This window comes from Orbaceae bacterium lpD04 (assembly GCA_036251935.1).
In the GTDB taxonomy this organism is placed as follows: Bacteria; Pseudomonadota; Gammaproteobacteria; order Enterobacterales; family Orbaceae; genus Orbus; species Orbus wheelerorum.
This window is the reverse complement of record CP133967.1, coordinates 79,653-105,249: the sequence shown is the minus strand read 5'-3', so window position 1 is coordinate 105,249 and position 25,597 is coordinate 79,653. Positions and strand designations below refer to the sequence as shown.

Genomic DNA, 25,597 nt, shown 5'->3' with positions numbered 1-25,597 from the left:
TTAGATATAGTTTTTTTCTATACTCAAGATGGTTGTAATCGGAAACAATAGGTAGATAAAAGAGTTAAGCTTAAATGTTTTATTTATTGCTAAGATTTATTTAAACTTAACTTATTTTTAATTAAAAATTAAACTCTATTTAGTTATCTCGATGAGAGATCATGTCTAATATATCGATATCGATTTTAGGACATGGGCCGATAATCTCATCAAAACATAGAATAAAACCGTTTTTGTTAAATGGTTTCCAATTACTATTTTTATCATTAGGCTCACCTGTTTTTACAAAATTAATCATATAATTGATAAATGATTGGTTGATATTAATATCATTTTCAGTCCAAGGGCGGTCTAATTTATCCAAATTATTTAAAAAATAAGGTAAATCACTTGAATGAAAGGCACCGAATGTACCATGCTCTGGCCATGGGATCGCTCTTTTTAAAACATAAAGGTAATTGGCATTATGGGTTGATGATATTCTTTGGTTTGCTAACCATTGCATTGCATAGTTATTTTGATCTCTCAGTAGTTTTTTATAATTTTCACGGGCTTCCAAATTATTAGTAGGCTGATAAAAATTAAAAACACGGTCTTTGTTTTTAGGGTAAAATTTATCAATATAGTCATGGAGTTCATTAATAGTAATAACATTATATTCTTTTTCGCTTCCTCTCTCGTCCCATACAGTGCCAGCCATAATATCAATTTTATTTGCAGACTGATTTTTGTATAAATTAGTGACGGTATCAGGCAAAAATTCGCCATCAATAACTGCACCTTTAAACGGTGTATCTTCAGTGAAATTCGCTAATAATTCTAAAGCAGGTGCTGCTCTTAATGAATCTAGTGTTAGATAGTTGAATTTTGTGGCCCAATTTGAAAATTTTTTTTCTACATCAGAGAGGTTATATTGAATATTATCAGTAGGATGAATCCCATAATCTGAGATAGTCGTACCTGGTGCACTTAGCATAATTGCTTTATTATATAAATTACGAGTAAGAGGGGAAGCATTTAATAGCATAATTGAATTTGCACCAGCTGACTGTCCTAATAATGTTATATTATTTGGGTCACCACCAAATTGTTTTATGTTATTTTTCACCCATTGTATTGCTGCGATTTGATCATAAAAAGTATAGTTACCAGATTTTCCCTCTTCTTTTGTCAAACTAGGGTGAGCCATCATTCCAAAAATACCTAGGCGGTAATTAAATGAAACAAAAATAACATCTTGTTTAGCTAAATTTTCTCCATCATAAATAGCAACATTTGTTGAACCTTCAACAAACCCACCTCCGTGGAGATAAATAATAACCGGTAATTCTTTTTTTGATTTAACGGGAGCCCAAATATTTAAATATAAACAATCTTCACTGACAAGGCCTTGATGTAAAAACTCTTTAGTCCAAGGTAATTTATCCCCCTTAACTCTATTTTGTATACAGCCATCACTATCGACGACTGTATATTTAATATTATCCCAATTTTCTAATTTTTGTGGTTTCTTCCAGCGTAGATTATTAATTGGTGCTTTAGCATAAGGAATACCTTTAAATATCGCTATACTGCGGTCTTTGTTATAGATTCCCTCAATCTTACCATTTTCGATTTGGACTTGATTGTTTATGTCAGCTAATGTGAAAAAATTACAGGAGATTAGCGTTAAAATTAACAGTAATAATTTATTGAACATTTTTTTAACCTTATTTTTTATAATACCGGAATATCGATAACAAAATACAATTAAAAAAGATATAAAATTAGTTCATTATTGTGATCTTATCCGCTAAATAGTCAGCAGCGACGCATAATTTATGTTATAAAAGTTAATCTAGATTCAAAATTAACAATGTCTGTGATGAGTTAAATAAGTTAAGCGAACTCGATATATTCTAAAATAATATCTTTTTGAATTATTTAATTTTTACGTAAGGTTATATAGCTTTTAATACCTTCAAGCATTGCTTTTGCGATTTGATTTTGAAAATTTGCTGTCTTTAGTTTCTTTTCTTCATTCAAGTTACTAATAAATGCAGTTTCAACTAGTACTGAGGCGACATCAGGGGCCTTTAATACGGCAAATCCTGCGGTCTCAACTTGAGCTTTATGCAGTGTATTAACTCGCTTCATTTTACTTAAAATTTCTTTACCAAGAATTAAGCTATTACTTGTGGTAGTTGTTTGGACTAAATCTAAAAGCGTATGATCAAGATAACGATCGCCACTGCGACTGACACCACCAATTTCATCAGCTTCATTTTGTGTTTGTGCCAAATAGCTTGCAGCAGAGCTACTTGCCCCTTTAGTTGATAAGGCAAACGCTGATGATCCTTTGGCTGAGCGTTTAGTAAAAGCATCAGCATGAATTGAGATAAATAGATCTGCATGAAATGCACGTGCTTTTTCTACGCGAACACGTAATGGTAAAAAGATGTCCTCGTTACGCGTTAGATGCACTGTCATAGCTTTTTCTTTACGGATCAAATCACGTAAACGGCGAGCTATTTGTAAAACAACATCTTTTTCTCGCGTTTTATAATAACCTATCGCGCCAGGATCTTCTCCACCATGACCAGGATCAAGTACGATAACGATTTTATCATTTGCTTTTTTGACTGGCTGGCTAATTGGAATATCGTTATCATTAAGATCACCTTTATTGAATTCTTGTAATAAAGCAAATAAAGGGTCATCGTCTAAAGTATTTTTTTGTAACGGATAGAGATCGATAACTAATCGATTTTTAAATTCAGCGATTGGTTTGAGCGTAAAAAGATTAGGATTTATATCTTGCTTTAATTCTACAACAAGTCTTACTGTTTTGTTGTCAAACTGACCAACTCTTAGCTGTTTAATATAAGGATCTTCTGGCTTAATTAGTGATGATATATTGCGAAAAGTACTATTTAAGCTTAAATCATCAATATCTATCACTAACCTATTTGGATTAGTAAGGTAAAATTGCTTATAGGATAACGAAACGTTTGATTCAAGTGTTATGCGAGTATAGGTTGATGACGGCCAAACTCGAACAGCTGCAATTTGCGCCGTAGCTGCAAATCCAACTCGTGTAACAGATAATAGGCAAGCAGCTGCTATTCCTTTTATCAGTAATCGTCTTGTTGAATCAAATGGTGCAGGCATAATCAATTAAGCATTAATAAAATGTTATCTAAGGGCTACAAATAATAGCATAAAACAATCATATATTTATAGCGGCCTTATTGGGTAATCATCATAAAAAATTCTTTTTTACGCTATAATTACACTTTACAACAAAAATATAACGAGAAAACTTGCCAATTATTGTTTATTCTAGATAGTATTTTTTGGGTATTTTTCTTTTGTATTTTCAAGATTATTGCCTTGATTATCATGGCTTTCTAAGTTGTATTTAACAAGTAAAGTCTCTATAATTAAAGCTTATACACTATTGTTTGCTAAAACATTAAAAGGATTAAAGAATGTCTACTTCAGTTTCGATTTCTTATATTGATAGAGCGGTCCAATTACTTAATAAAATCGGTATTACTATTAAGCCACAAGCTGATGCACCAATTTTAAAATTATTAGATGAAGTCGCTGAAATTGATAATGACCGTATTGTTGCAATTGCTCGCACGTTACAGCAACAAAGTGCATTTAATGAAGTCGTAAGGGAACAGATAAACGGTATGGAAGTCTCTCAGCGCTATACTAAAATCGTTGCCAGTTTTGATAGTATACGTAATGATATGAACCAAATGGTTGTATGGTTAGATGATGGTAGATTAGATTTCTTTGAAAAAGTTAAAATGGGTTGGATGACTTTAGTTCGAGGCTCTATTCCTGATCGCTTTGACCTGATAAAAAAAACGTTTTTAGAAGTATCTAAAGAGACAGGAAATCAAGTTGAGCGTGAACGTATTATTTTAAATGCTTATCAAGATTTTCGCTTTGGCTTAAAACAAGCTCAAATCGCTGCAGAAGAAGTCGTTAAAGTTGCAGCTTTACGTTTAGAAGAATATAAAGCAAAACTCGCAACGGCAATGGCCGCTATTGATAGTTTCGATTCGGAAGATCAAATCGAACGAGCTCGTTTAGAATTAGCTAGAGATGTCGCATTACGTGACGTTCAAAAAGAAGATGGCCGTTATCAGATAGTTTTAGATTTATCTAATAATCTAATTGTTTCTTATAACTCTGCTGAGGCTGTGTTTGCAAGACTACAGCAAACAACTTCTGTGAAAGACCGTGTTTACCAACAAAGTGTCAGTTTCTTCTCAACTAATGAAATCGTTTTTACCGCGTTAAGTGCATCAATTACGTCTTTAACAGGCTTAAATGAAAGTACGAAAACATTAGAAGCGATGAAAGATGGGATAAATAAAGGCATAGAAAGTATCGCAACATCAGGAAATAAACAGTTAGAAGAAGGCCTTAGAGCAGGCTACGGTTCAACAATTAAAGCAGAGTCTTTACGTACGTTGATGGAGGCGATTGTTAATTATCAAGAGTCTAGCCATAAACTTATCACCGAATTAAGAAATGAGTCTATCAGTAATGCTCAAGAAATTGACCGAATTGTTGAAGACGGTAAAGAACGTTTTAATAACATTATTTTAAAGGTTAATGTTTAGTGCAAGAGGTTAAACTTAGTGATCAACTTGGTGCAATGGCGATTATTGATGAATTATATCAAAAACAGCAATTGCTATTAGAACATCTTGATCGTGATAAGTTACGTAGTAGTCTTACAGAAAAAATAAAAAATTATTATCAAACTAAAGGATTAACGATTGATGATAAAACCATCAATGATGGCGTTGATCTTTGGTTTGATAGTCGCTTACGCTTTAGTACCCCCAAACGGTCTTGGCTTCAGCGGGTACTCATTTTTTGTTATATTAAAAGAAATTTTTTATTTTTAATCGTTGGATTCTTATTATTTGTTTTTTTTGTGGTCGGTTCTATTTCTTTAGTAAATTCTCTACAATTGAAAAAAAATATAGGTGTGGCGTATAGTCATATATTAGCATCAAAGCAATCATTAGCTAATTTGAGTAAGGAGCTCGAATCACTCAGTAAGCAAGATATTACTTATGCGCAAGTTCCTGTAAAAAAATTAAGAACATCAATTGCTGATTTACTCAATCAAGAAAAAGTATCTCGAATTACTAGACCTGTAATTAACGACACACTGACGACTACTGAAATAAAGCAAACATTTGAAACGTTGAAAAAATATGACTTTTCTATTAAAGATAAGCTATCGCTGATAACCTCTCAAATGAGTCAACTACGTACGCTAACTGAAAATGACCATAAATTAGCTCAATTGATTAATAATCAAAAATTTACACAGGCGAGTAAACGTTATCCCGTTTTACAAATTGCGGTGGACTCGGTTATTGATAGTTTAAATAGTGGTGGGACGTCGATTGATACGAGTCAAATTGAAAAACTTTATGACTCAGTTGACAGAGCGACAACGTTAGAAAATAAAATGACAGCTGATATAACGCAGCTAAAATCACTAGATGTGCCAGATACCGATCTTGAGCCAGTCACAGCATTACAGACAGCCTTAATTGCTGACTTAAAAAGCCTTAAATTTGGCAATGTTGATAACTACAACAAGATGATTGCTTACTATATTAAGCTTGCTCAAACGGCATTAACTTTAACGATTGTCGATGAGCCTGATTCTAAATCTGGAGTCGAGCGTACTCATAATAATACCAGTGGTAAATCTTGGTTCTTAATTGTAAGACCGATGACACCTTCTGGTCATGCACAGTCGCTATGGGTGAAAAGTATTGAAACCGGTAAGACAGAATTAGTTGATATGTTTGGCCAGCAAGTTAGTCAAAATGCCTTTGACCTTGTTAGAAAAGATAAAGCACAAGATGGACATATTGATAATTCAAAGCTTTGTGATAAGCCGATTGGTCGTTTAGGATTTGAATGCCCTAGCTCAGTTAAAGCTGGCAGAATTTTGGAGTGGTAGAGCATGCAAACAAGAATAATTGAGAGTACTATTAATCGAAGGATTGACGATACTCGGGGATCTTTAGATTTTGCTAATAAGATGCTTCAAGATGCACATCAAAATATATTAAATTTAAAGCATCAACAAGTAACAATATACGAAAAAATAGCGACTATTTTTCTATTAGAATCCCCCCAAAATGATAATAAACAAATACAAGCACTTGTTACTCAATTGCAAGAATTGTTTATTAAATTAAACACAAGCTCTCAGGAGCTAGAACAGCTCACGTTAGAGTCTCTTAATAAAGTATCTGATACACTTTCGAAAATAGATACCTTAACAATTGAAAAGGTTATGTTATTAGAGCACGATCCAAACTATGTATCACTATTTAATCTTTTAAAAAACCAAGAAGAAAATATTGAAAACGAAACACTTGCTTTTAATGAATCACAAAAGGAATTTTCGCAAAAATTAGCTCAGTATTATCGAAATAGTTGTTACAATTACCTTATCAAAAGAAGGTTTGGTCAGCAAGATTATCGTGGGTTTTGGATATTTCGTAACTTAGATGCATGGGCTGCAAGATATGTTAACTTTACTGAAAATTATAAAAATCAAAGGATACTTGAGTCATTGATTAAAGAATCCCAAAATCGTTATGATAATAAAAAAGAATCCTATCAATTAACATTGCAACAAAAAGAGCAGAAAGAGCAAGAGGTTGAAGATAAGCTGAAATTACCCGTGTTGAGGGATCAACTTGCACAAAAACAACGAATTCTAGCGGGTTATCAGGAACAAAAAGCTCAAATTTACCAAAATCTAAATGAAACTCAGCTAGGGAAAGGAAACCAATTTTATGAAATCGCTCATCAATTAGCTGAGGTAATGCGACAACAATCAATAAGTTCTCTTGAACATTTAACCCGACAAACAAAGTCAAAAGAGGATGATTTGTTACTACAAGATCTGACAGGAATAGAGAGGCAAATACGTAAACTTGAAGGTATGCTACCTTCTTTAAAACAAAATTGTGAAGCAATTGAGCAAACTTATAACCGTTTTAATCAAGTATTTTTTATTTTTAAACAAAATAATATTCCTAGTGGTTTTTATGAATACAACTTATCGCCATCTAGTCTTAATCAGCTATTGGATAAATTACTAAATAAAGCAGTCTTTCCCGAGACGATTGCACACGCAATTATTGCTAATCGAATGAAAATCAATAGAAATCGCTCATCAAGTGGTAGCAGCGGATGGTCAGTTGGGTGGGGCAATAGCACTACGACATCAAGTTCTTCTTATCGCCGCTCCCCCAGTGGTGGCTTCTCATCTCGATCGTCTAGTTCATCAAAAGGTAGTGGATTTTCCTCTACCTCATCGAGTGGTGGTGGTGGATTTAAGACAACCGATAGTTTTTAAAATTGCAGTTAAATTTGTCAGGCTTGATGTCAGTATAATCAAGCAGAAAATGCCCGCTTAATAAGGCATGTTACTTATACTGACACTAAAACTTGCTTATATTTGTATCATAATGCGCATAATTACCTTTTATAATAAAGTCTAATTTTAAAATAATTTTTTATCTTGCTTGTTTTATACTGATATTTTGATTTAATAGTTAAAGATAAATAGTTTGGGGGTATTTACCCATTGAAAATAACGGTTAGATTAACTTGTGGATAATTGATTATGAAAAATGTTGGTTTTATTGGTTGGCGAGGCATGGTTGGGTCTGTTTTGATGCAACGTATGATTCAGGAACAAGATTTTAATGGCATTAATGCTATTTTTTTCTCAACGTCTCAAACAGGACAAGATGCGCCTTCTTTTACAGGTAAAACAGGTATTTTACATAATGCTTATGATATTGACGCGCTTAAAGCATTAGATATTATTGTTACCTGCCAAGGTGGTGACTATACTTCTGATATTTACCCTAAATTACGTGATGCAGGTTGGCAAGGTTATTGGATTGATGCTGCGTCAACCCTACGTATGAAAGATGATGCGATTATTATTCTTGATCCTGTTAATCGCGCGAATATTGATAGTGCGTTAAATCGAGGCATAAAGACATTTGTTGGTGGTAATTGTACGGTTAGCTTAATGCTTATGTCGCTTGGGGGGCTATTTGCCGCCGATTTAGTTGATTGGGTATCTGTATCTACTTATCAAGCCGCATCAGGCGGTGGCGCTCGCCATATGCGTGAACTTTTAACTCAAATGGGTATGTTACATGCTGATGTAGCAAAAGAACTAGCTAACCCACATTCTTCTATTTTAGATATTGAGCAGAAAGTAACAGCGAAGATGCGTGATGGTTCATTGCCAACAGATAATTTTGGTGTGCCGCTAGCAGGTAGCTTGATCCCATGGATTGATAAACAGTTAGATAACGGACAAAGTAGAGAAGAATGGAAAGGGCAGGCGGAAACTAATAAAATTTTAGGTACATCAAGTATTATTCCTGTTGATGGTTTATGTATTCGCATCGGGGCTTTACGTTGCCATAGCCAGTCATTTACAATTAAACTGAAGCAAGATATTGCTGTACCTGATATTGAGCAACTGTTATCTGCACACAATGATTGGGTAAAAGTCATTCCTAATGATCGTGAGTTATCGATGAAAGAATTAACACCGGCTGCGGTAACTGGAACGCTATCTACTCCAGTTGGCCGTTTACGTAAACTCAATATGGGTAAAGACTTTTTGTCGGCCTTTACCGTTGGCGATCAGTTATTATGGGGCGCCGCCGAGCCATTGCGCCGAATGTTAAAAATTTTATGTTAGTTTTTATGACTCACGGCATATGCCGTGAGTCCATTTCATTTCTCACTCTCAAGAATTGTCATCAATAGCGAACCACTAAATAGAGCTTGTTGAACCAAAGCAAATGCACCAATCGCTGAACAATCATTTAACGTAGAACAGTTAAGTGATAAGTTTTCACGGAGTTGTTGTAAACTTTGTGAATAAAGTACACTATTGATGGCATTAAGCAGAATTTCTGGTGATTTGGTTATCTCGCCAGCTAAAACTATACATTGAGGATTAAAAATATTAACCATAATTGCGACGGCTCTACCTAAGTTTTCACCTGCATTCTTTATTAATTTTTCAGCTAATTCATCACCCTGATTAGCTAATTGGCAGATTGTCACGATATCGCATTTATCAATAGTTAACTTACTTGGGTATCCTTGCTCAATGAGTAACTTTGCTCTATTTTCAATTTCTGTGTTCACAACTTGATTTTCAAGGCAACCAAAATTACCACAGTGGCAACGTTGCCCTAATGGATTAACTTGAATATGGCCAACTTCGCTAGCGCTTTGGTTATGATTCATTAGGAGTTGTTGATTAACAATAACACCTGAGCCGACACCCCGATGAACACGAATCAAAATTGAATCTTGTACATTTTGGGTGGAGCCAAAATAACTTTCGGCAAGTGCTAGGCTTTGTACATCATTACCGACAAATGTTGATACGTTAAACTTTTGCTGTAAAATTTCAGCCAGTGGCCAGTTATTGACAGTAATGTGTGGTGTATAGCGTACAATGCCATTAACTGAATCAATAACACCAGGCATCACAACTGAAATCGCAATTAAATTTTTGATTTTTTTGCTATGCTCATTACAAAATAATTCAATTAAGTTAATTAAATAATTTTGAGCTAGCCTCTGAGTATAATCAGTAAGCGGATAACGTTTGAGTACTAAGCTATTGCCACCGAGATCGTAAAGTTCAATGGTAACATGGGCACGGCTTAATTGGATTGCAATAGATTGGTAATTTTCAAATTTAGCCTCAATAGAAACCGCTGGGCGCCCACCGGTAGATTGCTGAGTATCAACTTCTTTAATTAATTTTTTCTTCAGTAACTGGCGGGTAATTTTTGTAATACTAGCAGGAGCTAGCTGGCTTGTTTCGGCTAATTGTATTCGTGAAATAGGGCTTTGCTGGATAATTAGTCGATAAATCATGGCATAATTGAGTTGCTTTACTAGCTCTGCATTACCGACCAAGTTTAAATAGTTCAATGCCATTAACCGTTACTACCTTAATCTATTTTATTTGGGGTAATTATATACTCAATTGGTGGTCAGTTGCACATTTTGTTCTAATTAAATACGAGTTATATCATTACTTTTACCAATATTACACTTATTAGCAATGATATAACTATTTAATTTTGATAATTTATAATTTACCGTTAACAATCGTTCTTTGCACAACAAAGTTATGATCAAAGGCAACTAAATTAGCAATTTTTCCCGCTGTAATTGTACCTAATATATTATCGACTCCAATTGCTTTAGCTGGGTATAGTGTCGCCATTTTCAGTGCCTCATCTAAAGCAATACCAGCATAATTAACACTATTTTTAACTGCTTCAATCATTGTAAGCGCAGAACCGCCTAAAGTACCACTTGCATCTGTGCATTTCCCATCTTTGTAGTAAACGGTTTTTCCGCCGAAAGTACATTTTTCAATATTCGTTCCAACAGGTAAGATAGCATCAGTAATTAAAATTAATTTATCGCGTTTAATTTTTTGAGAATTACGGATATTTGGCCAACTGACATGTAGACCATCGGCAATAATACCACAGTAGACTTCCGATTCATCATAAATAGCTCCAACAACGCCAGGCATACGTCCTGTAATTGCTGGCATCGCATTAAATAGATGCGTTCCCATGCGAATTCCCGCATTAAATCCCGCTCTAGCATCTTCATAAGTTCCATTCGAATGTCCTGCTGAAACGTGAATTCCTGCTTTCGCTAGTTGCCCAATAAAGCTTGGATCTACTTTTTCTGGGGCTAAAGTGATAATTTTAATAACATCGGCATTTTTACACAAAAAATCAATCATCGCTTGATCGGGTTTGCGGATATAATTGATGTTATGAATCCCTTTTTTTTCAGGATTGATGTAAGGTCCTTCTAAATGAAGGCCTAAAGCTTGATGGCTATGTGTTTTTAGATATTCACGCATTACTTCAACGGCTTTATGCATAAACTCGTCGCTTGACGTGATCAAGGTCGGTAGATAGCTTGAACACCCCGAGAGTAAATTTGTTTGTTGCATAATTTTTAGCGTTTTGATACTGAGCGCATCGATTTCTTCATTAAATTGAACGCCACCACAACCATTTAGTTGGATATCAATAAATCCAGGCGACAGAATTGCCCCTTGTAAATTTTCGATCATAATATCATGTGGAATGTTGTCATTATGACAAATCATTGAAATTCTATTATCATTAATGATTACAGCGTGGTCATTAAGAACTTCCATTCCCGTATAAATTTGGCAATTTGTTAATGCATACATAAAATTTACTCTTATTTATCGTATCAATTAGTATATTAAAAATAACTTTAAAGTACTTCTACTTTTAGATTATCAGTTTCAAGTTGTTTAAAATATTTTAACGTTTTCACTTTCAATTCATTGGTACTTGGATCATCACAAACTATGATTGCTTTTTGGTGAGTTTGTAAAATACTCACTGTCCACATGTGATTAACAGAACCTTCAATCGCAGCTTGTAATGCAAGTGCTTTATTATGTCCAAATACTAATAATAATACTTTTTCGGAGTCCATTAGCGTTCCAACACCGATTGTTAATGCATATTTTGGCACTTGATTTATATCATTATCAAAAAAACGCGAATTAGCAATGCGAGTATCTTCTGTTAATGTTTTAATTCGAGTGCGTGAACATAATGATGAGCTTGGTTCATTAAATGCGATATGTCCATCTTGACCAACACCACCAATAAACAGATTTACTTTGCCATATGATTTCATTTTTTCTTCATATTGTTGGCACTCTTTTTCAATATCACTGGCATTGCCATTTAATATATGAATATTGTTAGGGTTAATATCAACATGGTTAAAAAAATTATCATACATAAAAGTATGATAACTTTGAGGGTGATTTTCAGGGATCCCCACATATTCATCCATGTTAAAGGTCACTACATTTTTAAAACTAACCCTACCGGCTTTAAAATATTTAATTAAATGTTTGTACATTAACAATGGTGAGCTTCCAGTTGGTAAACCTAATACGAAAGGTTTTTCTGCTGTTGGATTAAATTTATTAATTTGTTCTACAATATAATTAGCTGCCCAAGCGCCGCCTTGCTCTGCATCTTGTAATGGGATTAATCGCATATTATTGCTCCGTTTTAATTTTATTTAGTTTTAATCAACTGTTATATTTACTCTAACGAATATTTTTTCTTTTTACAAAAGTTTTTTTACTTAAAAAAATAAATAAGCATAAATTGTTTATAATGTATTCAATTATAATGTTTCGATCAGTGATATTTATCACAAAAAAGGATAATTAATTTGCGAAGAAAAATATTATCGTGTCAAATATACATTAGATTTTAAATATTTTTTTTTACTTATGGAGCCCTTATGGGAATACTAGCTTATTTACAGCGTCTTGGTAAATCTTTGATGTTACCAATTGCAACCTTACCTATCGCTGCAATTTTATTGCGCCTAGGTCAGCCTGATGTACTGAATATACCGTTTATTTCTGTTGCAGGCGGCAGTATATTTGATAATTTGCCCTTATTATTTGCTTTAGGAATTGCAGTCGGTTTATCTAAAGATGGTGCTGGCGCTGCAGCATTAGCTGGCACGGTTGGATATTTTATCTTAACGAAAGGAACCGAGGTATTAGGAAACTATACTGATGTCACTTATGTTTTAAAGGATAATTTAGAACAGGCTCATAGCTTTATTGTTAAAGATAGCAACATTATTGCAAAGCTTCATCAGCTCGTGCCGAGTGTTTCGCCAGCTTTAGATAAAAATGGTAATGAAATTGCTAATTCATTAATTGTCGTACTAAGTGATGTAAAACTTAACTTATCTTTTTTCGGTGGCGTAATTGCGGGCATTGTTGCAGGGCATTCTTATAACCTTTTTTATAATATTAAACTCCCCGATTATCTCGCTTTTTTTGGTGGCAAACGTTTTGTCCCCATAATGACAGGCCTCATTTGTTTAATATTAGCTTTTATTTGTGGTCAAATTTGGCCTTATGTACAAAATGGAATCAATAGTTTTAGTCTGTTTGTCTCGAGTAGTGGTGCTATTGGTGAATTTACTTATGGAGTGATGAATAGAGCGTTAATTCCATTTGGTTTACATTATATTTTACACTCTGTATTTTGGTTTGGTTTCTTAGGTGAATGTACTAAAGTTACTTATGAAATTGTTGCTACCGGTGGCTTAGATGTTACGCAACATTTTATTTGTTTAAGTCCTGATATCGTAAAAGGTCTTGCTTTAGGTGGGAATGTTGTTGATGTGCATAATAACGCCATTACGGGAAGTGTAATAACTGAAATTGCGCCATCAATTATTCGTGGTGATTTAAATCGATTCTTTGCCGGGGATCCAAATGCTGGCGTATATATGGCTTGGGCATATCCTATCTTTATGTTTGGGCTACCAGGCGCGGCATTAGCTATGTATTTTGCTGCACCAAAAGGTAATCGTAGTCGAATTGGAGGGTTATTATTTTCCGTCGCATTTACCGCATTTTTAACTGGCATTACTGAGCCTATTGAATTTACTTTCTTATTTTTAGCGCCATTGCTATATGTTATACATGCCATCTTAGCTGGTATTTCAATGGTAGTTGTTAATTCGTTAGGTATATTACATGGCTTTGGCTTTTCGGCCGGTTTAATTGATTATGTTTTAAATTGGGGACTGGCAACTAAGCCTGGATTATTAATTCCAATTGGCTTGGTATTTGGTATTATCTATTTTGTTATTTTTTATTTTAGTATCAAAATTTTTAATATTAAGACGCCCGGTCGTGAAGATGATTTTGATTATAACCAAGACACCACCGCTACTGATGTAAAAAATATTAATCAAGATGATAATTTAGAACAAATTGCTATTAAATATTTAGATGCATCAGGTGGTAAAGATAATATTACTAATATTGAAGCGTGCATTACTCGGTTACGACTAACAGTAAAGGACTCCGCTCTAGTTGATATCGAAAAATCGAAAATGCTTGGCGCTAAAGGCGTGGTAAAATTGGGTAAAACAGGTGCCCAAATTATTATTGGCCCACAAGCCGAAAAAATAGCTGACGCTATGAACAGATTAATGTGATTTAATTTTTTATATCCACTTTTGCCGGGTGAAATACTCGGCTTTTTTTTAGCGATCATTTTTAACACACGAATATTGATAAATTTTGTGTATAATCTTACTTGGTAAATAATATAAGATATTCATATCATGGTTACTTCACTTATTGCATTTAATAAACCGTATGGGGTTATTTGTCAATTCTCCGAGCATGACACGCATCCAAGCTTAAAAAACTTTATTACGCTACCTGAATTTTACCCTGCAGGGCGTTTAGATACTGATAGTGAAGGGTTGTTATTACTAACTAATGATGGAAAGTTGCAAACTAAAATCGCGTCACCTAAGTTTAAATTGCCCAAAACTTATTGGGCACAGGTTGAAGGGATAGCCGCTCCCTGTGCGATTAACCAATTACAAAAGGGTATTGAGCTAAAAGAATTTGTTACTCAGCCAGCAAAAGTTAAAATAATTGCAGCACCAACTTGTCTTTGGCAACGCGACCCGCCAATTCGTGAGCGTAAAGCGATCCCTACATCATGGCTAAGTATTACGATAACGGAAGGAAAGAACCGCCAAGTGAGGCGGATGTGCGCAGCGGTTGGATTTCCTTGTTTAAGATTAGTTCGGGTTCAAATTGGTGAATTTAATTTATTTGAACATTCACTTGCTTTAGGTAAATGGCAAGCATTAACAGAAAATAACCTATTTAGTTAAATTAACTAATATCAATATCGAGGAGAAGATAGATGATTAATAAAGATACAAAACTTTGTATGTCTTTGTCCGCAAGGCCAGGAAATTTTGGCACAAAATTTCACAATAGCTTATATCAACAATTAGGGCTCAATTTTATTTATAAGGCTTTTTCTACTCAAAATATTGAGGATGCAATAAAAGGTATTAAAGCGTTAAGCATACGTGGTTGTGCTATTTCTATGCCATTTAAGGAAGTTTGTATTCCTTTTTTAGATAAATTGACTGATTCGGCTTTAGCCATTGATTCAGTAAATACGATTGTTAACGATGATAATTATTTAACGGCTTATAACACTGATTATATTGCAATTCAAAAATTAATTATTCAGTATCAGTTAACACCAGAACATTCAGTTATTATTCATGGTAGCGGCGGAATGGCGAAAGCTGTTATTGCTGCATTTTATGATGCTAGTTTTAGGAATGTGACTATTCTTGCTCGTAATCAAGTGTTAGCGCAAAAAATAGCAGATAAATATGGTTTTTTAGCATTAACCAAGCCAAAAAGCCAATATGATATTTTAGTTAATGCAACCCCAATAGGTATGGTTGGTAGCACTGATTCAGATAAATTATCATTTTCCTCGGATCTTGTTAAACAAGCTGCTATTGTATTTGATGTCGTTGCAATGCCTGTTAATACTCCATTGATTAATGAAGCCAAAAAATATAACCGAATAACAATTTCTGGTCGTGAAGTGATGATCTTACAAGCAGTAGAGCAATTTATTCTTTATACTGGTAAAATACCAACTGATGAACAAATTCAATTAGCGGCGCAAATTGCTAGTCAGCAATAAGTGATAATAAATTCGACGAATTGGTTATCTAAAAAAGGGCTATTCGGATTTGGCTAAAACTGTATATAATATAAGTTGTTATAAGCTGATATTTAGTAAATAATAAACGACAAATTTTAATAAGTACAAGATATTATCGGAGTTATTGTTCAAATGACAGAACAAAAAAAAGTGGGTTTTTTTGCTCGCTTAAAAAATGGATTATTTAAAACAAAACAAAATATCGGCTCTGGTTTTTTATCTTTATTTAAAGGAAAAAAAATCGATGCTGATCTTTTTGATAATTTAGAAGAGCAGCTATTAATTGCCGATGTTGGTGTTGATACGACACAAAAAATTATTCGTTCATTAACAGAGCATGCTTCTCGAAAACAGCTTAAAGATGCAGATGCTTTGCATGATTTACTAAAAACTGAAATGGAAAATATTCTGACGAAAGTTGATGAACCACTAGATCTTAATCAACATAAGCCTTTTGTTATCTTAATGGTTGGTGTGAATGGCGTTGGGAAAACGACCACGATAGGTAAATTAGCTAAGCAGTTTCAAAATGAAGGTAAGTCGGTCATGCTTGCCGCTGGTGATACGTTTAGAGCCGCGGCAGTTGAACAGTTACAAGTTTGGGGTGAACGCAATAATATTCCCGTGATTGCCCAGCATACTAATGCCGACTCTGCATCGGTGATATTCGATGCATTACAAGCGGCTAAGTCGAGAAAAGTTGACGTCTTAATTGCTGATACGGCTGGGCGTTTACAAAATAAGTCCCATTTAATGGATGAGTTAAAGAAAATTGTTCGTGTCATGAAAAAACAAGATGACAGTGCACCACATGAAATTATGTTAACTATTGATGCAAGTACGGGCCAAAATGCGATTAGCCAAACTAAAATATTTAACGAAGTGGTCGGATTAACGGGAATAACACTGACTAAGCTCGATGGCACAGCGAAAGGTGGCGTTATTTTTAGTATTGCAGATCAATTTAATATTCCTATTCGCTATATTGGTGTTGGCGAAAAAATTGATGATTTAAGGCCTTTTGTTGCTAGCGATTTTATTAATGCTCTTTTTGATAATAATATGGATGATAACGAAAATTCATGATTCGATTTGATCACGTCAGTAAAGTATATTCTGGTGGTAAACCTGCATTACAGAATGTAAATTTTTCGCTTGTTAAAGGCGAAATGGCTTTTTTAACAGGTCATTCTGGCGCTGGGAAAAGCACTTTACTACGCTTAATTTGTGGACTTGACCGAGCTAATGATGGGCAAGTACTGTTAAATGGTCATGATGTTAATCAATTGAAGAAACAAGACATTCCATTTTTAAGGCGTAAAATTGGAATGATCTTCCAAGATCACCAGTTATTAATGGATCATTCTGTATATGATAATGTTGCTATTCCTCTTATCATATTAGGTAAACCTGTAGAAGAGATTCGTCGTAGGGTTTCAGCTGCCCTAGATAAAGTTGGTTTAATCGATAAAATGAAATTTTACCCTATCCAATTATCAGGCGGTGAGCAGCAACGCGTAGGGATTGCAAGGGCTATTGTGAATAAGCCAATGATATTACTTGCCGATGAGCCAACGGGTAATTTGGATGATAAACTATCAAAAGATGTCTTAAAATTATTTGAAGAATTTAATCAAAGCGGTGTAACTGTCTTAATGGCAACCCATAATATGGGATTGATTCGGCGTAAACATCATCGGATTTTAAACTTAAGCCAAGGTCGCTTAATTGGGGATACCCATGTTAGCGAATAGAAATAAAAATCAGCAAACGGCTGATAATGTATTTTTCTCTCGCTGGAAAAGACAGATCCAATATGCATGGCAAAATGTTTTTAATGATTTTCGTCAACATATTTTGGCCTCATTATTGACCATTATTGTCATTGCAATTTCAATTACCCTGCCAACTATTGGTTATTTATTGTGGAAAAACGCAAATGAAGCTGCACATCAGTGGTACCCAACACCGAATTTAACTGTATATTTAGATAAATCTTTAACCACAGCGCAGACAGACGAATTGCTCGATAAAATAAAACAATACCCTGAAGTTGAAAATATTAATTATCTTTCTCGAGATGAAACATTAGACGAGTTTAGACTTTGGTCAGGATTTAGTGATGCAATTGATTTGCTCGATGAAAATCCATTACCGGCTGTGGCAATTGTTATGCCTAAAGATGATGCTAAGCAAACAAATATATTGCATGCAATTCAAGTCCAAATTATTAAACTAAAAGGCGTTGACGATGTTCGGCTTGATGATAGCTGGTTTACTCGGTTAACGGCGTTAACGGATATGGTTAAAACAATTGTTTGGACTATTTCGATACTAATGATTATTGCTGTTTCATTGGTCATTGGTAATAGTATTAGGTTAGCGATTTTTGCTAGACGTCAAACTATCGTCGTTATGCAGCTTATTGGTGCAACAGAAGGTTTTATTTTGCGACCATTTTTGTATAGTGGCATATTTAATGGTTTTGTCAGTAGTGTTGTTGCGTTAATTCTATCGGAAATATTTATTTTTCAAATTGATGCAATTATATTGAATGTTTCATCTATTTTTGGAACTATATTCACCATAGAAGGCTTAAATTGGGATGAAGCATTATTTATTGTACTCATCTCAACTATCATTGGCTGGTTATCTGCACTTGTTGCAACGAAAAAATATTTAAATATGACTCATATTGCTTAATAAATAGCTGGTTTTGTGATTAGAATGATTGACCTAGCTTTGATTTATTGAAAAAATGTGAACTAAATCACGTTTTTATGGTCTAATAAAAAAGATATCAATAATATTAACTATTATTTGATAATGATAATACAGATTACTGGTTTGTTGTTCGTTGTTAGTGATAACAGCAAATAGAAAATACATAAGGGGAATTTTTATATGAGTAATGACATAAAAATGCAATCTGTTGCTTTGATCCCACAAGGTAATATTGAATCTTATCTTCGCATGATTAACACTTACCCAATGTTAACTGCGGAAGAAGAAAAAGAACTCGGTGAAAAGCTTTACTATCACGATGATGTCGATGCGGCAAGGCAGCTCATTTTATCGCATCTTCGTTTTGTTGCGCATATTGCTCGTGGCTATTCTGGGTATGGTCTGCCACAAGCGGATCTTATTCAAGAAGGTAATATTGGCCTTATGAAGGCCGTTCGTCGGTTTAATCCTGAAATGGGTGTTAGGTTAGTTTCATTCGCTGTTCATTGGGTTAAAGCTGAAATTCATGAATATGTACTGAAAAATTGGCGGATAGTTAAAGTTGCAACAACTAAAGCACAACGTAAATTATTTTTTAATTTGCGTAAGTCTAAAAAGCGTTTAGGTTGGTTTAGTTATGATGAAGTTGGTATGGTTGCCGATGAGCTTGGTGTAACAAGAAAAGATGTTTTAGAAATGGAATCGCGTATGTCAGCGCAAGATATGTCATTTGATATTGATAGCGATGATGACGATAATTCTATTGTAGCGCCGTCATTATATTTAGAAGATTCAAATTCAGATTTTTCTAAGTCAATTGAAAATGATAATTGGGAAAATGATGCAACCGATAAATTGCATGATGCACTATCGCAATTAGATGAACGTAGCCAAGATATCATTAAAGCGCGTTGGCTTGATGCTGACGATAGTAAATCAACGTTACAACAATTAGCGACCAAATACAGCGTTTCAGCAGAGCGCGTTCGCCAGTTAGAGAAAAATGCATTACAAAAATTGCGTGTTGCAATTGAAGCTTAATTAGCTTTAATCAAACAAATAAAAAGCCGAGTTTAAACTCGGCTTTTTTTATACTAACGTTTAACGCTATGAAATTAAAATTCCATTAACTCTTTTTCTTTGTCACTAAGGACCACATCAAGCTTTTTAACCATCGTATCGGTTAATTTTTGGATAATATCTTGAGCTTTACGTTCATCATCTTCTGATATTGCTTTATCTTTTAATAAAGCTTTAATTTGATCATTAGCATCGCGTCTTACGTTACGAATTGCAACGCGACCTTGCTCAGCTTCACCACGAACGATTTTAGTTAAATCACGGCGACGTTCTTCTGTTAATGGCGGTAGTGGAACACGAATAACAGTACCGGTTGATGCTGGATTTAACCCTAAATCTGATGCTAAAATTGACTTTTCAACAGCAGGGGTAAGTGATTTATCAAATACAGTAATTGCTAAGGTTCTTGAATCTTCAGCAACAACATTTGCTAGTTGACGTAAAGGTGTTGAACTACCGTAATATTCAACCATAATACCATCAAGTAAGCTTGGTGAAGCTCGTCCAGTACGAATTTTACCAATGTGATTTTGGAAAGCATCTAAGCTTTTTTCCATTCTATCCTGAGCGTCTTTTTGTATCTCATTTAGCATAATATAAAACCTTCTTTTATATAATTAGCAACTAACTGTGGCATCATTGTTAATAAGTGTCCCTTCGGATTGCCCAAGGATCACTCTCTTTAAAGCACCTGGTTTATTCATATTAAAAACACAAATAGGTAGGTTATGATCGCGAGCAAGTGTGAAGGCGGCAAGATCCATCACTTTAAGTTCATCATCTAGTACTTTATCATAATTTAGTGTCTTAAATAATGTGGCACTTGGATCTTTGACCGGATCTGCTGAGTAAACACCATCAACTTTAGTCGCTTTTAACACAACATCCGCCTCAATCTCAATTCCTCGTAAACAGGCTGCTGAATCGGTTGTGAAAAAAGGATTACCTGTTCCAGCGGAAAGGATAACCACTTTACCATGTTTAAGTAAACTAATTGCTTCAGTCCAGCGATAATCATCACATACACCATTTAATGGAATTGCTGACATTAGGCGAGCATTGATTTCAATGCGATGTAGTGCATCACGCATTGCAAGCCCATTCATCACGGTTGCAAGCATTCCCATGTGATCGCCAACAACACGATTCATGCCTGCTTTCGCAAGGCCTGCACCTCTAAATAAATTACCACCACCAATAACAACTGCAACCTCAACGCCCATTTCGACCAGTTCTTTAATCTCTAAGGCCATTCTATCAAGAACAGATGCATCAATACCAAAACCTTCATCACCTTGTAGTGCTTCACCACTTAGTTTTAAAAGAACGCGTTTATAATAGGGGGCTTGTTTTGTCATAGCTGGGAGATCCTATGAATTAAATTAATAATTAATTTGTAGATATAATTCTAAAGTATTTTGATTATAAACAAAACCGCCTAGATGGCGGTTTTGCTATTTTTAATCGGCAATTAAGATTGTTTCGACATTGCTGCTACTTCTGCTGCAAAATCTACTTCAACTTTTTCAATACCTTCACCTACTTCAAAACGAATAAATGTTGCAACAGCAGCTTTCTTCTCTTTAAGTAGATCACCAACAGTTTTAGATGGCTCCATGATAAATGGTTGACCAGTTAAAGAAACTTCGCCGGTGAATTTACGCATACGGCCTTCAACCATTTTTTCTGCGATTTCACGTGGTTTGCCCGATTGCATTGCAATATCAATTTGAATTTGACGTTCGTGTTCAACAACATCAGCAGGTACATCAGATGGATCAACATATTCAGGTTTACTTGCCGCGATATGCATTGCAATGTGCTTAACTAATTCATCATCAGCGCCATTTGCTGCAACTAAAACACCAATACGAGCACCGTGTTGATAGCTACCAACAACATCACCAGCGATTTCAGCAATACGACGAATGCTAATGTTCTCACCAATTTTTGCAACTAGCGCAGTTCTTTCTTCTTCAAATTTAGCTTGTAGCACTGCAATATCACTAATGCGATCAGCTAAAGCTGTTTGGGCTACTTTTTCGCTAAATGCTAAGAAACCAGCATCTTTTGCTACGAAGTCAGTTTCGCAGTTAACTTCTAGAATGACACCAAATTGTTTATCTGCTGAAATTTTAGAAATAATCGTTCCTTCAGCTGCTACGCGACCTGCTTTTTTAGCTGCTTTAGCTTGACCTGATTTACGCATATTATCGATTGCAAGCTCAATATCACCATTTGCTTCAACTAATGCTTTTTTACATTCCATCATTCCTGCGGCAGTTCTTTCGCGCAGTTCTTTAACCATCGAGGCAGTTACTTCAGCCATTTTTTAACCCTCTGCTAAATCTGTCGTTCACCCAATATAATCTTCGGTAAACTGTATTTGATACACAAGATAGGAGGAGCGAACTCCTCCTGTGAATAGATAATTTATTAATAAATTATTCAGCTGCTGCTGGTTCTTCAACAAATGCTGCTTCTGCAACAGGTGCTTGATTTTGTTCACGACCAGAACGTACTGCATTTGCTACTGCATTTGCATATAGTTGGATTGCGCGAATCGCATCATCATTACCAGGAACAACATAATCAATGCCGTCTGGATTTGAGTTAGTATCAACGATAGCAATAACTGGAATACCTAAGTTGTTTGCTTCTTTAATCGCAATATGTTCATGATCTGCACCGATAACAAAAATTGCATCAGGTAGGCCGCCCATATTTTTAATACCACCAAGGCTATTTTCTAATTTAGCCATTTCACGAGTACGCATTAACGCTTCTTTCTTGGTTAATTTATCAAAAGTTCCGTCTTGTGATTGTGTTTCTAAATCTTTCAAACGTTTAATTGATTGACGAACTGTTTTCCAGTTAGTCAACATACCACCTAACCAACGGTGATTGACATAAAATTGTCCACAGCTTTCTGCTGCTTGTTTAACCGCTTCGCTTGCAGCTCGTTTTGTACCAACGAATAAAATTTTGCCACGACGAGCAGCAACTTTATTTAGCACATCTAGTGCTTCGTTGAACATAGGAACTGTTTTTTCAAGATTAATAATATGAACTTTATTACGAGCACCAAAAATAAATGGTTTCATTTTTGGGTTCCAATAGCGGGTTTGGTGACCGAAATGTACACCAGCTTGCAGCATATCGCGCATAGATACTGTAGTCATGATTTCCTCATTATAGATTGGGGTTATGCCTCCACATATTCGCTTTAACCGACTTTAATCTTTTGAACCAAAGCACCCCGGCAAAGTGTACTAATATGTGTGTGTTATAACGTTAATTAAATTATTTTGCTCTTTCAAATTATAGAAAGATGCGCGCGTTTTATACCATGTTTTATATAAAAAAACCAGAATTATTTAAGGTATTAATCCATAAATTACGATTAATACCTTGATGTTATTGTGGAAAATGTTTCCTGGCATTCGGGGCGTTATATTATGATCACATGAAGTGAATTCGCTATTATTTAAGATGAAAAACGTAATGCATTAATTTTAATAAAATTTTTAAATTAAGAAAAGTTTGTTATCTATTTTTATATCTATACGAATAAAAATTCCAATGATAATATCAAATTATATGCTTTAAATTAGGAGTAACTAAAAATGGCAGAATATCGATTTATTGTTGAAGGGATGTCATGCGCCTCATGTGTTAGTAGAATTGAAAAAATACTAAGTAAAGTTGATGGTGTTGTTACGGTAAGTATTAATTTAGCAACCGAAAAAGCAACGGTCGAAACTTCTCACACTATTAATGTCGAAACGCTGATTAAAGCTCTTAACAATGCCGGGTATCGTGCTATTACCATTTCCTCTACTCATGACGAGCAACAAATTATTCTTGCTATTGGTGATATGAGCTGTGCTTCTTGCGTCAATAGAGTTGAAAAAGCTTTAAGTAAAGTAAATGGTGTTAAAACGGTCCAAGTGAATTTAGCAACGGAAAAAGCAACTATTACTGGCTCAAATCTAGATATCGCATTATTAATTCAATCTGTTGATGATGCAGGATATAGTGCAGTTTTTTATGATGAAAAGAAAGCGCAAGCAATTAAACCTAAAAAGCTACCACTATGGCCTGTCATTATTGCGGCATTACTTACGTTGCCACTTATATTACCAATGTTGCTAGAGCCCTTTGGTTTTCATTTGATGTTACCAGGCTTTGCACAATTAATTTTAGCTACGCCTGTTCAATTTGTTTTAGGGGCTCGTTTTTATCGTAGCGCTTGGAAAGCCGTTAAAGCATTTGCAGGTAATATGGATCTATTAGTTGTTATAGGGACAACAGCGGCTTATGGATTATCGCTTTATCAGTTGGCTTTAAATTGGAATAGTGCTCATATGCCACACCTTTACTTTGAATCTTCAGCGGTGATTATTACCTTAATTTTATTTGGTAAGTGGTTGGAGGGAAGAGCAAAACATCAAACAACGAAAGCTATTGAGGCACTTGGTGCATTACGTCCTGATGTGGCAAGAGTTAGGCGTGATAATAAAGAGCAAGAGCTACCGATTGATCAAGTAAAGCTTGCTGATATTGTGATCATTAAGCCTGGTGAGAGAATTCCGGTCGATGGCATAATTATTGAAGGGGCATCGAGTAGTGATGAATCTATGATCACAGGTGAAAGTTTGCCGGTTACTAAGCTAGTCGGTGATTTTGTGACGGGCGGGGCAATTAATGGTGAAGGGTTATTGGTGGTTAAAGTGACGGCAATTCAAGCGGAATCGATGCTAGCTAAAATTATCCAAATGGTTGAGTCTGCACAGTTTAATAAAGCGCCGATCCAACGGATCGTTGATCGTATCAGCGCGATTTTTGTGCCTGTGATCTTGCTTGCTGCTTTAATTACATTACTTGTATGGGGTTTTTTCAATGGTAATTGGCAGCTTGCACTACTTAATGCCGTCGCAGTTTTAGTCATTGCTTGTCCTTGTGCTTTGGGGCTTGCAACACCAACATCGATTATGGTCGGTACTGGCATTGCGGCGCGACATGGTATTTTAATTAAAGATGCATTAGCACTTGAAACGATGCATAGCATAAAAGCCATCGCATTTGATAAAACAGGTACGTTAACACTGGGTAAACCGGAATTGGCTGTGTTTGAAACATTAATAAAGCAAGATAAAAATCAGTTATTAGCGATTGCGGCATCAATGCAATTAGGTAGTGAGCACCCATTAGCTAGTGCCGTGTTAAATAAAGCTAACTCATTACATCTACAATATAGTTATGCTCAAAATCTAGCTAATGTTGTAGGTTCAGGTATTACTGCAACGGTAGATAATTACGATTATGCTTTAGGTAGTACTCGCTGGATGATGTCATTAAACGCCGACTTTAGTGAATGGCAAAGCACTATCAACAAATTAGAAAATAAAGGTTATACCTTATCATGGCTTGCTCAGAAAACGGATAGTACAGTGAAGGTTTTAGCATTGCTTGGTTTTTCGGATATTCTTAAAAAAGAAGCAAAATTAGCGATTGAAGCTTTGCATAAGCTCGGTGTCAAAACCGTTATGTTGACAGGTGATAATGTAAGTGCGGCTAATAATATAGGTCAACAACTTGCTATTGATGAGATTGTGGCACAAGTATTACCACAAGATAAAGCAGATAAAATTTATCAAATGCAAGAAAAATACGGTAAAGTGGCAATGGTTGGAGATGGCATTAATGATGCTCCAGCACTGGCTGTTGCTGATATAGGTATTGCTATGGGAACCGGTACGGATATTGCGATGCATACCGCAGAGATAACTTTAATGCGAGGTGATCCTTTATTAATTGCTGATAGCATCGATATTTCTAGAAAAACCTATAGTAAAATTAAACAAAACTTATTTTGGGCATTTTTTTATAACGCAATTGGTGTTCCATTAGCAGCATTTGGTTTGCTTAACCCGATGATAGCTGGTGCTGCAATGGCATTAAGCAGTGTTAGCGTTGTTACTAATGCATTATTACTTAGACGTTGGAAACCGAAGGCTTAAAAATAAACCCCTTCGTAAATTGAACATCAAGGGGTTTATAAT

At 35.0% G+C, this 25,597-nt stretch carries 21 protein-coding genes; 12 read left to right on the top strand and 9 right to left on the bottom strand.

Going from position 1 to position 25,597, the window contains the following annotated elements; genetic code table 11:
* Positions 1-139 precede the first annotated feature (139 nt).
* On the bottom strand, positions 140-1,699 hold the full coding sequence (locus tag RHO14_00455) for a carboxylesterase family protein (protein ID WVD71294.1): 1,560 nt from the start codon (positions 1,697-1,699) through the stop codon (positions 140-142).
* A 224-nt stretch (positions 1,700-1,923) separates the two neighbouring features.
* On the bottom strand, positions 1,924-3,150 hold the full coding sequence (locus RHO14_00450; protein ID WVD71293.1) for an N-acetylmuramoyl-L-alanine amidase: 1,227 nt from the start codon (positions 3,148-3,150) through the stop codon (positions 1,924-1,926).
* 320 nt (positions 3,151-3,470) lie between these two features.
* Here RHO14_00450 and RHO14_00445 point away from each other — a divergent pair, with 320 nt between their 5' ends.
* From RHO14_00445 to asd, 4 genes are all read left to right on the top strand, one after another.
* On the top strand, positions 3,471-4,625 hold the full coding sequence (locus RHO14_00445; GenBank protein ID WVD71292.1) for a hypothetical protein: 1,155 nt from the start codon (positions 3,471-3,473) through the stop codon (positions 4,623-4,625).
* Positions 4,625-5,995 carry a DUF6384 family protein gene (locus RHO14_00440; protein WVD71291.1) on the top strand — a complete coding sequence of 457 codons (1,371 nt, stop codon included), beginning with the start codon at positions 4,625-4,627 and terminating at the stop codon, positions 5,993-5,995. Before RHO14_00445 ends, RHO14_00440 begins: the two co-directional genes overlap by 1 nt.
* Before the next feature lie 3 nt (positions 5,996-5,998).
* Complete coding sequence (locus tag RHO14_00435) at positions 5,999-7,408, top strand: hypothetical protein (protein ID WVD71290.1); 1,410 nt, start codon at positions 5,999-6,001, stop codon at positions 7,406-7,408.
* A 270-nt stretch (positions 7,409-7,678) separates the two neighbouring features.
* Positions 7,679-8,782 (top strand): aspartate-semialdehyde dehydrogenase, encoded by a 1,104-nt coding sequence (gene asd, locus RHO14_00430; protein WVD71289.1) that lies wholly within the window; start codon positions 7,679-7,681, stop codon positions 8,780-8,782.
* A 35-nt stretch (positions 8,783-8,817) separates the two neighbouring features.
* Here asd and RHO14_00425 read toward each other — a convergent pair whose 3' ends face one another.
* The 3 genes from RHO14_00425 to nagB form a co-directional block, all read right to left on the bottom strand.
* Positions 8,818-10,044, bottom strand: a complete 1,227-nt coding sequence (locus RHO14_00425; GenBank protein WVD71288.1) for an ROK family protein — start codon at positions 10,042-10,044, stop codon at positions 8,818-8,820.
* A gap of 154 nt (positions 10,045-10,198) precedes the next feature.
* The gene (gene nagA / locus RHO14_00420) at positions 10,199-11,335 is read right to left on the bottom strand and encodes an N-acetylglucosamine-6-phosphate deacetylase (GenBank protein WVD71287.1); all 1,137 of its coding nucleotides are present in this window, start codon (positions 11,333-11,335) and stop codon (positions 10,199-10,201) included.
* Between the two features lie 47 nt (positions 11,336-11,382).
* On the bottom strand, positions 11,383-12,189 hold the full coding sequence (nagB, locus tag RHO14_00415; protein WVD71286.1) for a glucosamine-6-phosphate deaminase: 807 nt from the start codon (positions 12,187-12,189) through the stop codon (positions 11,383-11,385).
* Between the two features lie 252 nt (positions 12,190-12,441).
* Here nagB and nagE point away from each other — a divergent pair, with 252 nt between their 5' ends.
* The 7 genes from nagE to rpoH all read left to right on the top strand — a co-directional run bounded on the left by nagE (position 12,442) and on the right by rpoH (position 19,493).
* A complete protein-coding gene (gene nagE, locus RHO14_00410) occupies positions 12,442-14,169 on the top strand; it encodes an N-acetylglucosamine-specific PTS transporter subunit IIBC (protein WVD71285.1) in 1,728 nt (575 codons plus the stop codon).
* A gap of 129 nt (positions 14,170-14,298) precedes the next feature.
* On the top strand, positions 14,299-14,865 hold the full coding sequence (locus RHO14_00405; protein WVD71284.1) for a pseudouridine synthase: 567 nt from the start codon (positions 14,299-14,301) through the stop codon (positions 14,863-14,865).
* A 32-nt stretch (positions 14,866-14,897) separates the two neighbouring features.
* Positions 14,898-15,707: a shikimate 5-dehydrogenase gene (locus tag RHO14_00400; GenBank protein ID WVD71283.1), complete on the top strand. Its 810-nt coding sequence runs from the start codon at positions 14,898-14,900 to the stop codon at positions 15,705-15,707.
* A gap of 153 nt (positions 15,708-15,860) precedes the next feature.
* Entirely contained in the window at positions 15,861-16,814 is a 954-nt protein-coding gene (gene ftsY, locus RHO14_00395; protein WVD71282.1) for a signal recognition particle-docking protein FtsY, read from the top strand.
* Complete coding sequence (ftsE, locus tag RHO14_00390) at positions 16,811-17,482, top strand: cell division ATP-binding protein FtsE (GenBank protein WVD71281.1); 672 nt, start codon at positions 16,811-16,813, stop codon at positions 17,480-17,482. The genes ftsY and ftsE overlap by 4 nt, the downstream gene beginning before the upstream one ends.
* Positions 17,469-18,431, top strand: coding sequence for a permease-like cell division protein FtsX (gene ftsX, locus RHO14_00385; GenBank protein WVD71280.1), 963 nt, complete (start codon positions 17,469-17,471; stop codon positions 18,429-18,431). The genes ftsE and ftsX overlap by 14 nt, the downstream gene beginning before the upstream one ends.
* 201 nt (positions 18,432-18,632) lie before the next feature.
* Positions 18,633-19,493: an RNA polymerase sigma factor RpoH gene (gene rpoH, locus RHO14_00380; protein ID WVD71279.1), complete on the top strand. Its 861-nt coding sequence runs from the start codon at positions 18,633-18,635 to the stop codon at positions 19,491-19,493.
* 74 nt (positions 19,494-19,567) lie between these two features.
* Here the strand turns inward: rpoH and frr are convergent, their stop codons facing one another.
* The 4 genes from frr to rpsB all read right to left on the bottom strand — a co-directional run bounded on the left by frr (position 19,568) and on the right by rpsB (position 22,714).
* Positions 19,568-20,128, bottom strand: coding sequence for a ribosome recycling factor (gene frr, locus RHO14_00375; protein ID WVD72477.1), 561 nt, complete (start codon positions 20,126-20,128; stop codon positions 19,568-19,570).
* A gap of 21 nt (positions 20,129-20,149) precedes the next feature.
* Positions 20,150-20,890, bottom strand: coding sequence for a UMP kinase (gene pyrH / locus RHO14_00370; protein ID WVD71278.1), 741 nt, complete (start codon positions 20,888-20,890; stop codon positions 20,150-20,152).
* Between the two features lie 113 nt (positions 20,891-21,003).
* Positions 21,004-21,861: a translation elongation factor Ts gene (tsf, locus tag RHO14_00365; protein WVD71277.1), complete on the bottom strand. Its 858-nt coding sequence runs from the start codon at positions 21,859-21,861 to the stop codon at positions 21,004-21,006.
* A gap of 115 nt (positions 21,862-21,976) precedes the next feature.
* Positions 21,977-22,714: a 30S ribosomal protein S2 gene (rpsB, locus tag RHO14_00360; GenBank protein ID WVD71276.1), complete on the bottom strand. Its 738-nt coding sequence runs from the start codon at positions 22,712-22,714 to the stop codon at positions 21,977-21,979.
* Positions 22,715-23,158: 444 nt separating this feature from the next.
* On the opposite strand from rpsB, the gene RHO14_00355 reads away from it, so the two are divergent.
* The gene (locus RHO14_00355) at positions 23,159-25,555 is read left to right on the top strand and encodes a heavy metal translocating P-type ATPase (protein WVD71275.1); all 2,397 of its coding nucleotides are present in this window, start codon (positions 23,159-23,161) and stop codon (positions 25,553-25,555) included.
* Positions 25,556-25,597: the final 42 nt, after the last annotated feature.

What these genes read in the sequence shown, in the direction of transcription:
- RHO14_00455 (WVD71294.1), bottom strand. Translation starts at nt 1,699, where the DNA reads ATGTTCAATAAATTATTACTGTTAATTTTAACGCTAATCTCCTGTAAT.
- RHO14_00450 (WVD71293.1), bottom strand. Translation starts at nt 3,150, where the DNA reads ATGCCTGCACCATTTGATTCAACAAGACGATTACTGATAAAAGGAATA.
- RHO14_00445 (WVD71292.1), top strand. Translation starts at nt 3,471, where the DNA reads ATGTCTACTTCAGTTTCGATTTCTTATATTGATAGAGCGGTCCAATTA.
- RHO14_00435 (WVD71290.1), top strand. Translation starts at nt 5,999, where the DNA reads ATGCAAACAAGAATAATTGAGAGTACTATTAATCGAAGGATTGACGAT.
- asd (WVD71289.1), top strand. Translation starts at nt 7,679, where the DNA reads ATGAAAAATGTTGGTTTTATTGGTTGGCGAGGCATGGTTGGGTCTGTT.
- RHO14_00425 (WVD71288.1), bottom strand. Translation starts at nt 10,044, where the DNA reads ATGGCATTGAACTATTTAAACTTGGTCGGTAATGCAGAGCTAGTAAAG.
- nagA (WVD71287.1), bottom strand. Translation starts at nt 11,335, where the DNA reads ATGTATGCATTAACAAATTGCCAAATTTATACGGGAATGGAAGTTCTT.
- nagB (WVD71286.1), bottom strand. Translation starts at nt 12,189, where the DNA reads ATGCGATTAATCCCATTACAAGATGCAGAGCAAGGCGGCGCTTGGGCA.
- nagE (WVD71285.1), top strand. Translation starts at nt 12,442, where the DNA reads ATGGGAATACTAGCTTATTTACAGCGTCTTGGTAAATCTTTGATGTTA.
- RHO14_00405 (WVD71284.1), top strand. Translation starts at nt 14,299, where the DNA reads ATGGTTACTTCACTTATTGCATTTAATAAACCGTATGGGGTTATTTGT.
- RHO14_00400 (WVD71283.1), top strand. Translation starts at nt 14,898, where the DNA reads ATGATTAATAAAGATACAAAACTTTGTATGTCTTTGTCCGCAAGGCCA.
- ftsY (WVD71282.1), top strand. Translation starts at nt 15,861, where the DNA reads ATGACAGAACAAAAAAAAGTGGGTTTTTTTGCTCGCTTAAAAAATGGA.
- ftsE (WVD71281.1), top strand. Translation starts at nt 16,811, where the DNA reads ATGATTCGATTTGATCACGTCAGTAAAGTATATTCTGGTGGTAAACCT.
- ftsX (WVD71280.1), top strand. Translation starts at nt 17,469, where the DNA reads ATGTTAGCGAATAGAAATAAAAATCAGCAAACGGCTGATAATGTATTT.
- rpoH (WVD71279.1), top strand. Translation starts at nt 18,633, where the DNA reads ATGAGTAATGACATAAAAATGCAATCTGTTGCTTTGATCCCACAAGGT.
- pyrH (WVD71278.1), bottom strand. Translation starts at nt 20,890, where the DNA reads ATGACAAAACAAGCCCCCTATTATAAACGCGTTCTTTTAAAACTAAGT.
- tsf (WVD71277.1), bottom strand. Translation starts at nt 21,861, where the DNA reads ATGGCTGAAGTAACTGCCTCGATGGTTAAAGAACTGCGCGAAAGAACT.
- rpsB (WVD71276.1), bottom strand. Translation starts at nt 22,714, where the DNA reads ATGACTACAGTATCTATGCGCGATATGCTGCAAGCTGGTGTACATTTC.
- RHO14_00355 (WVD71275.1), top strand. Translation starts at nt 23,159, where the DNA reads ATGGCAGAATATCGATTTATTGTTGAAGGGATGTCATGCGCCTCATGT.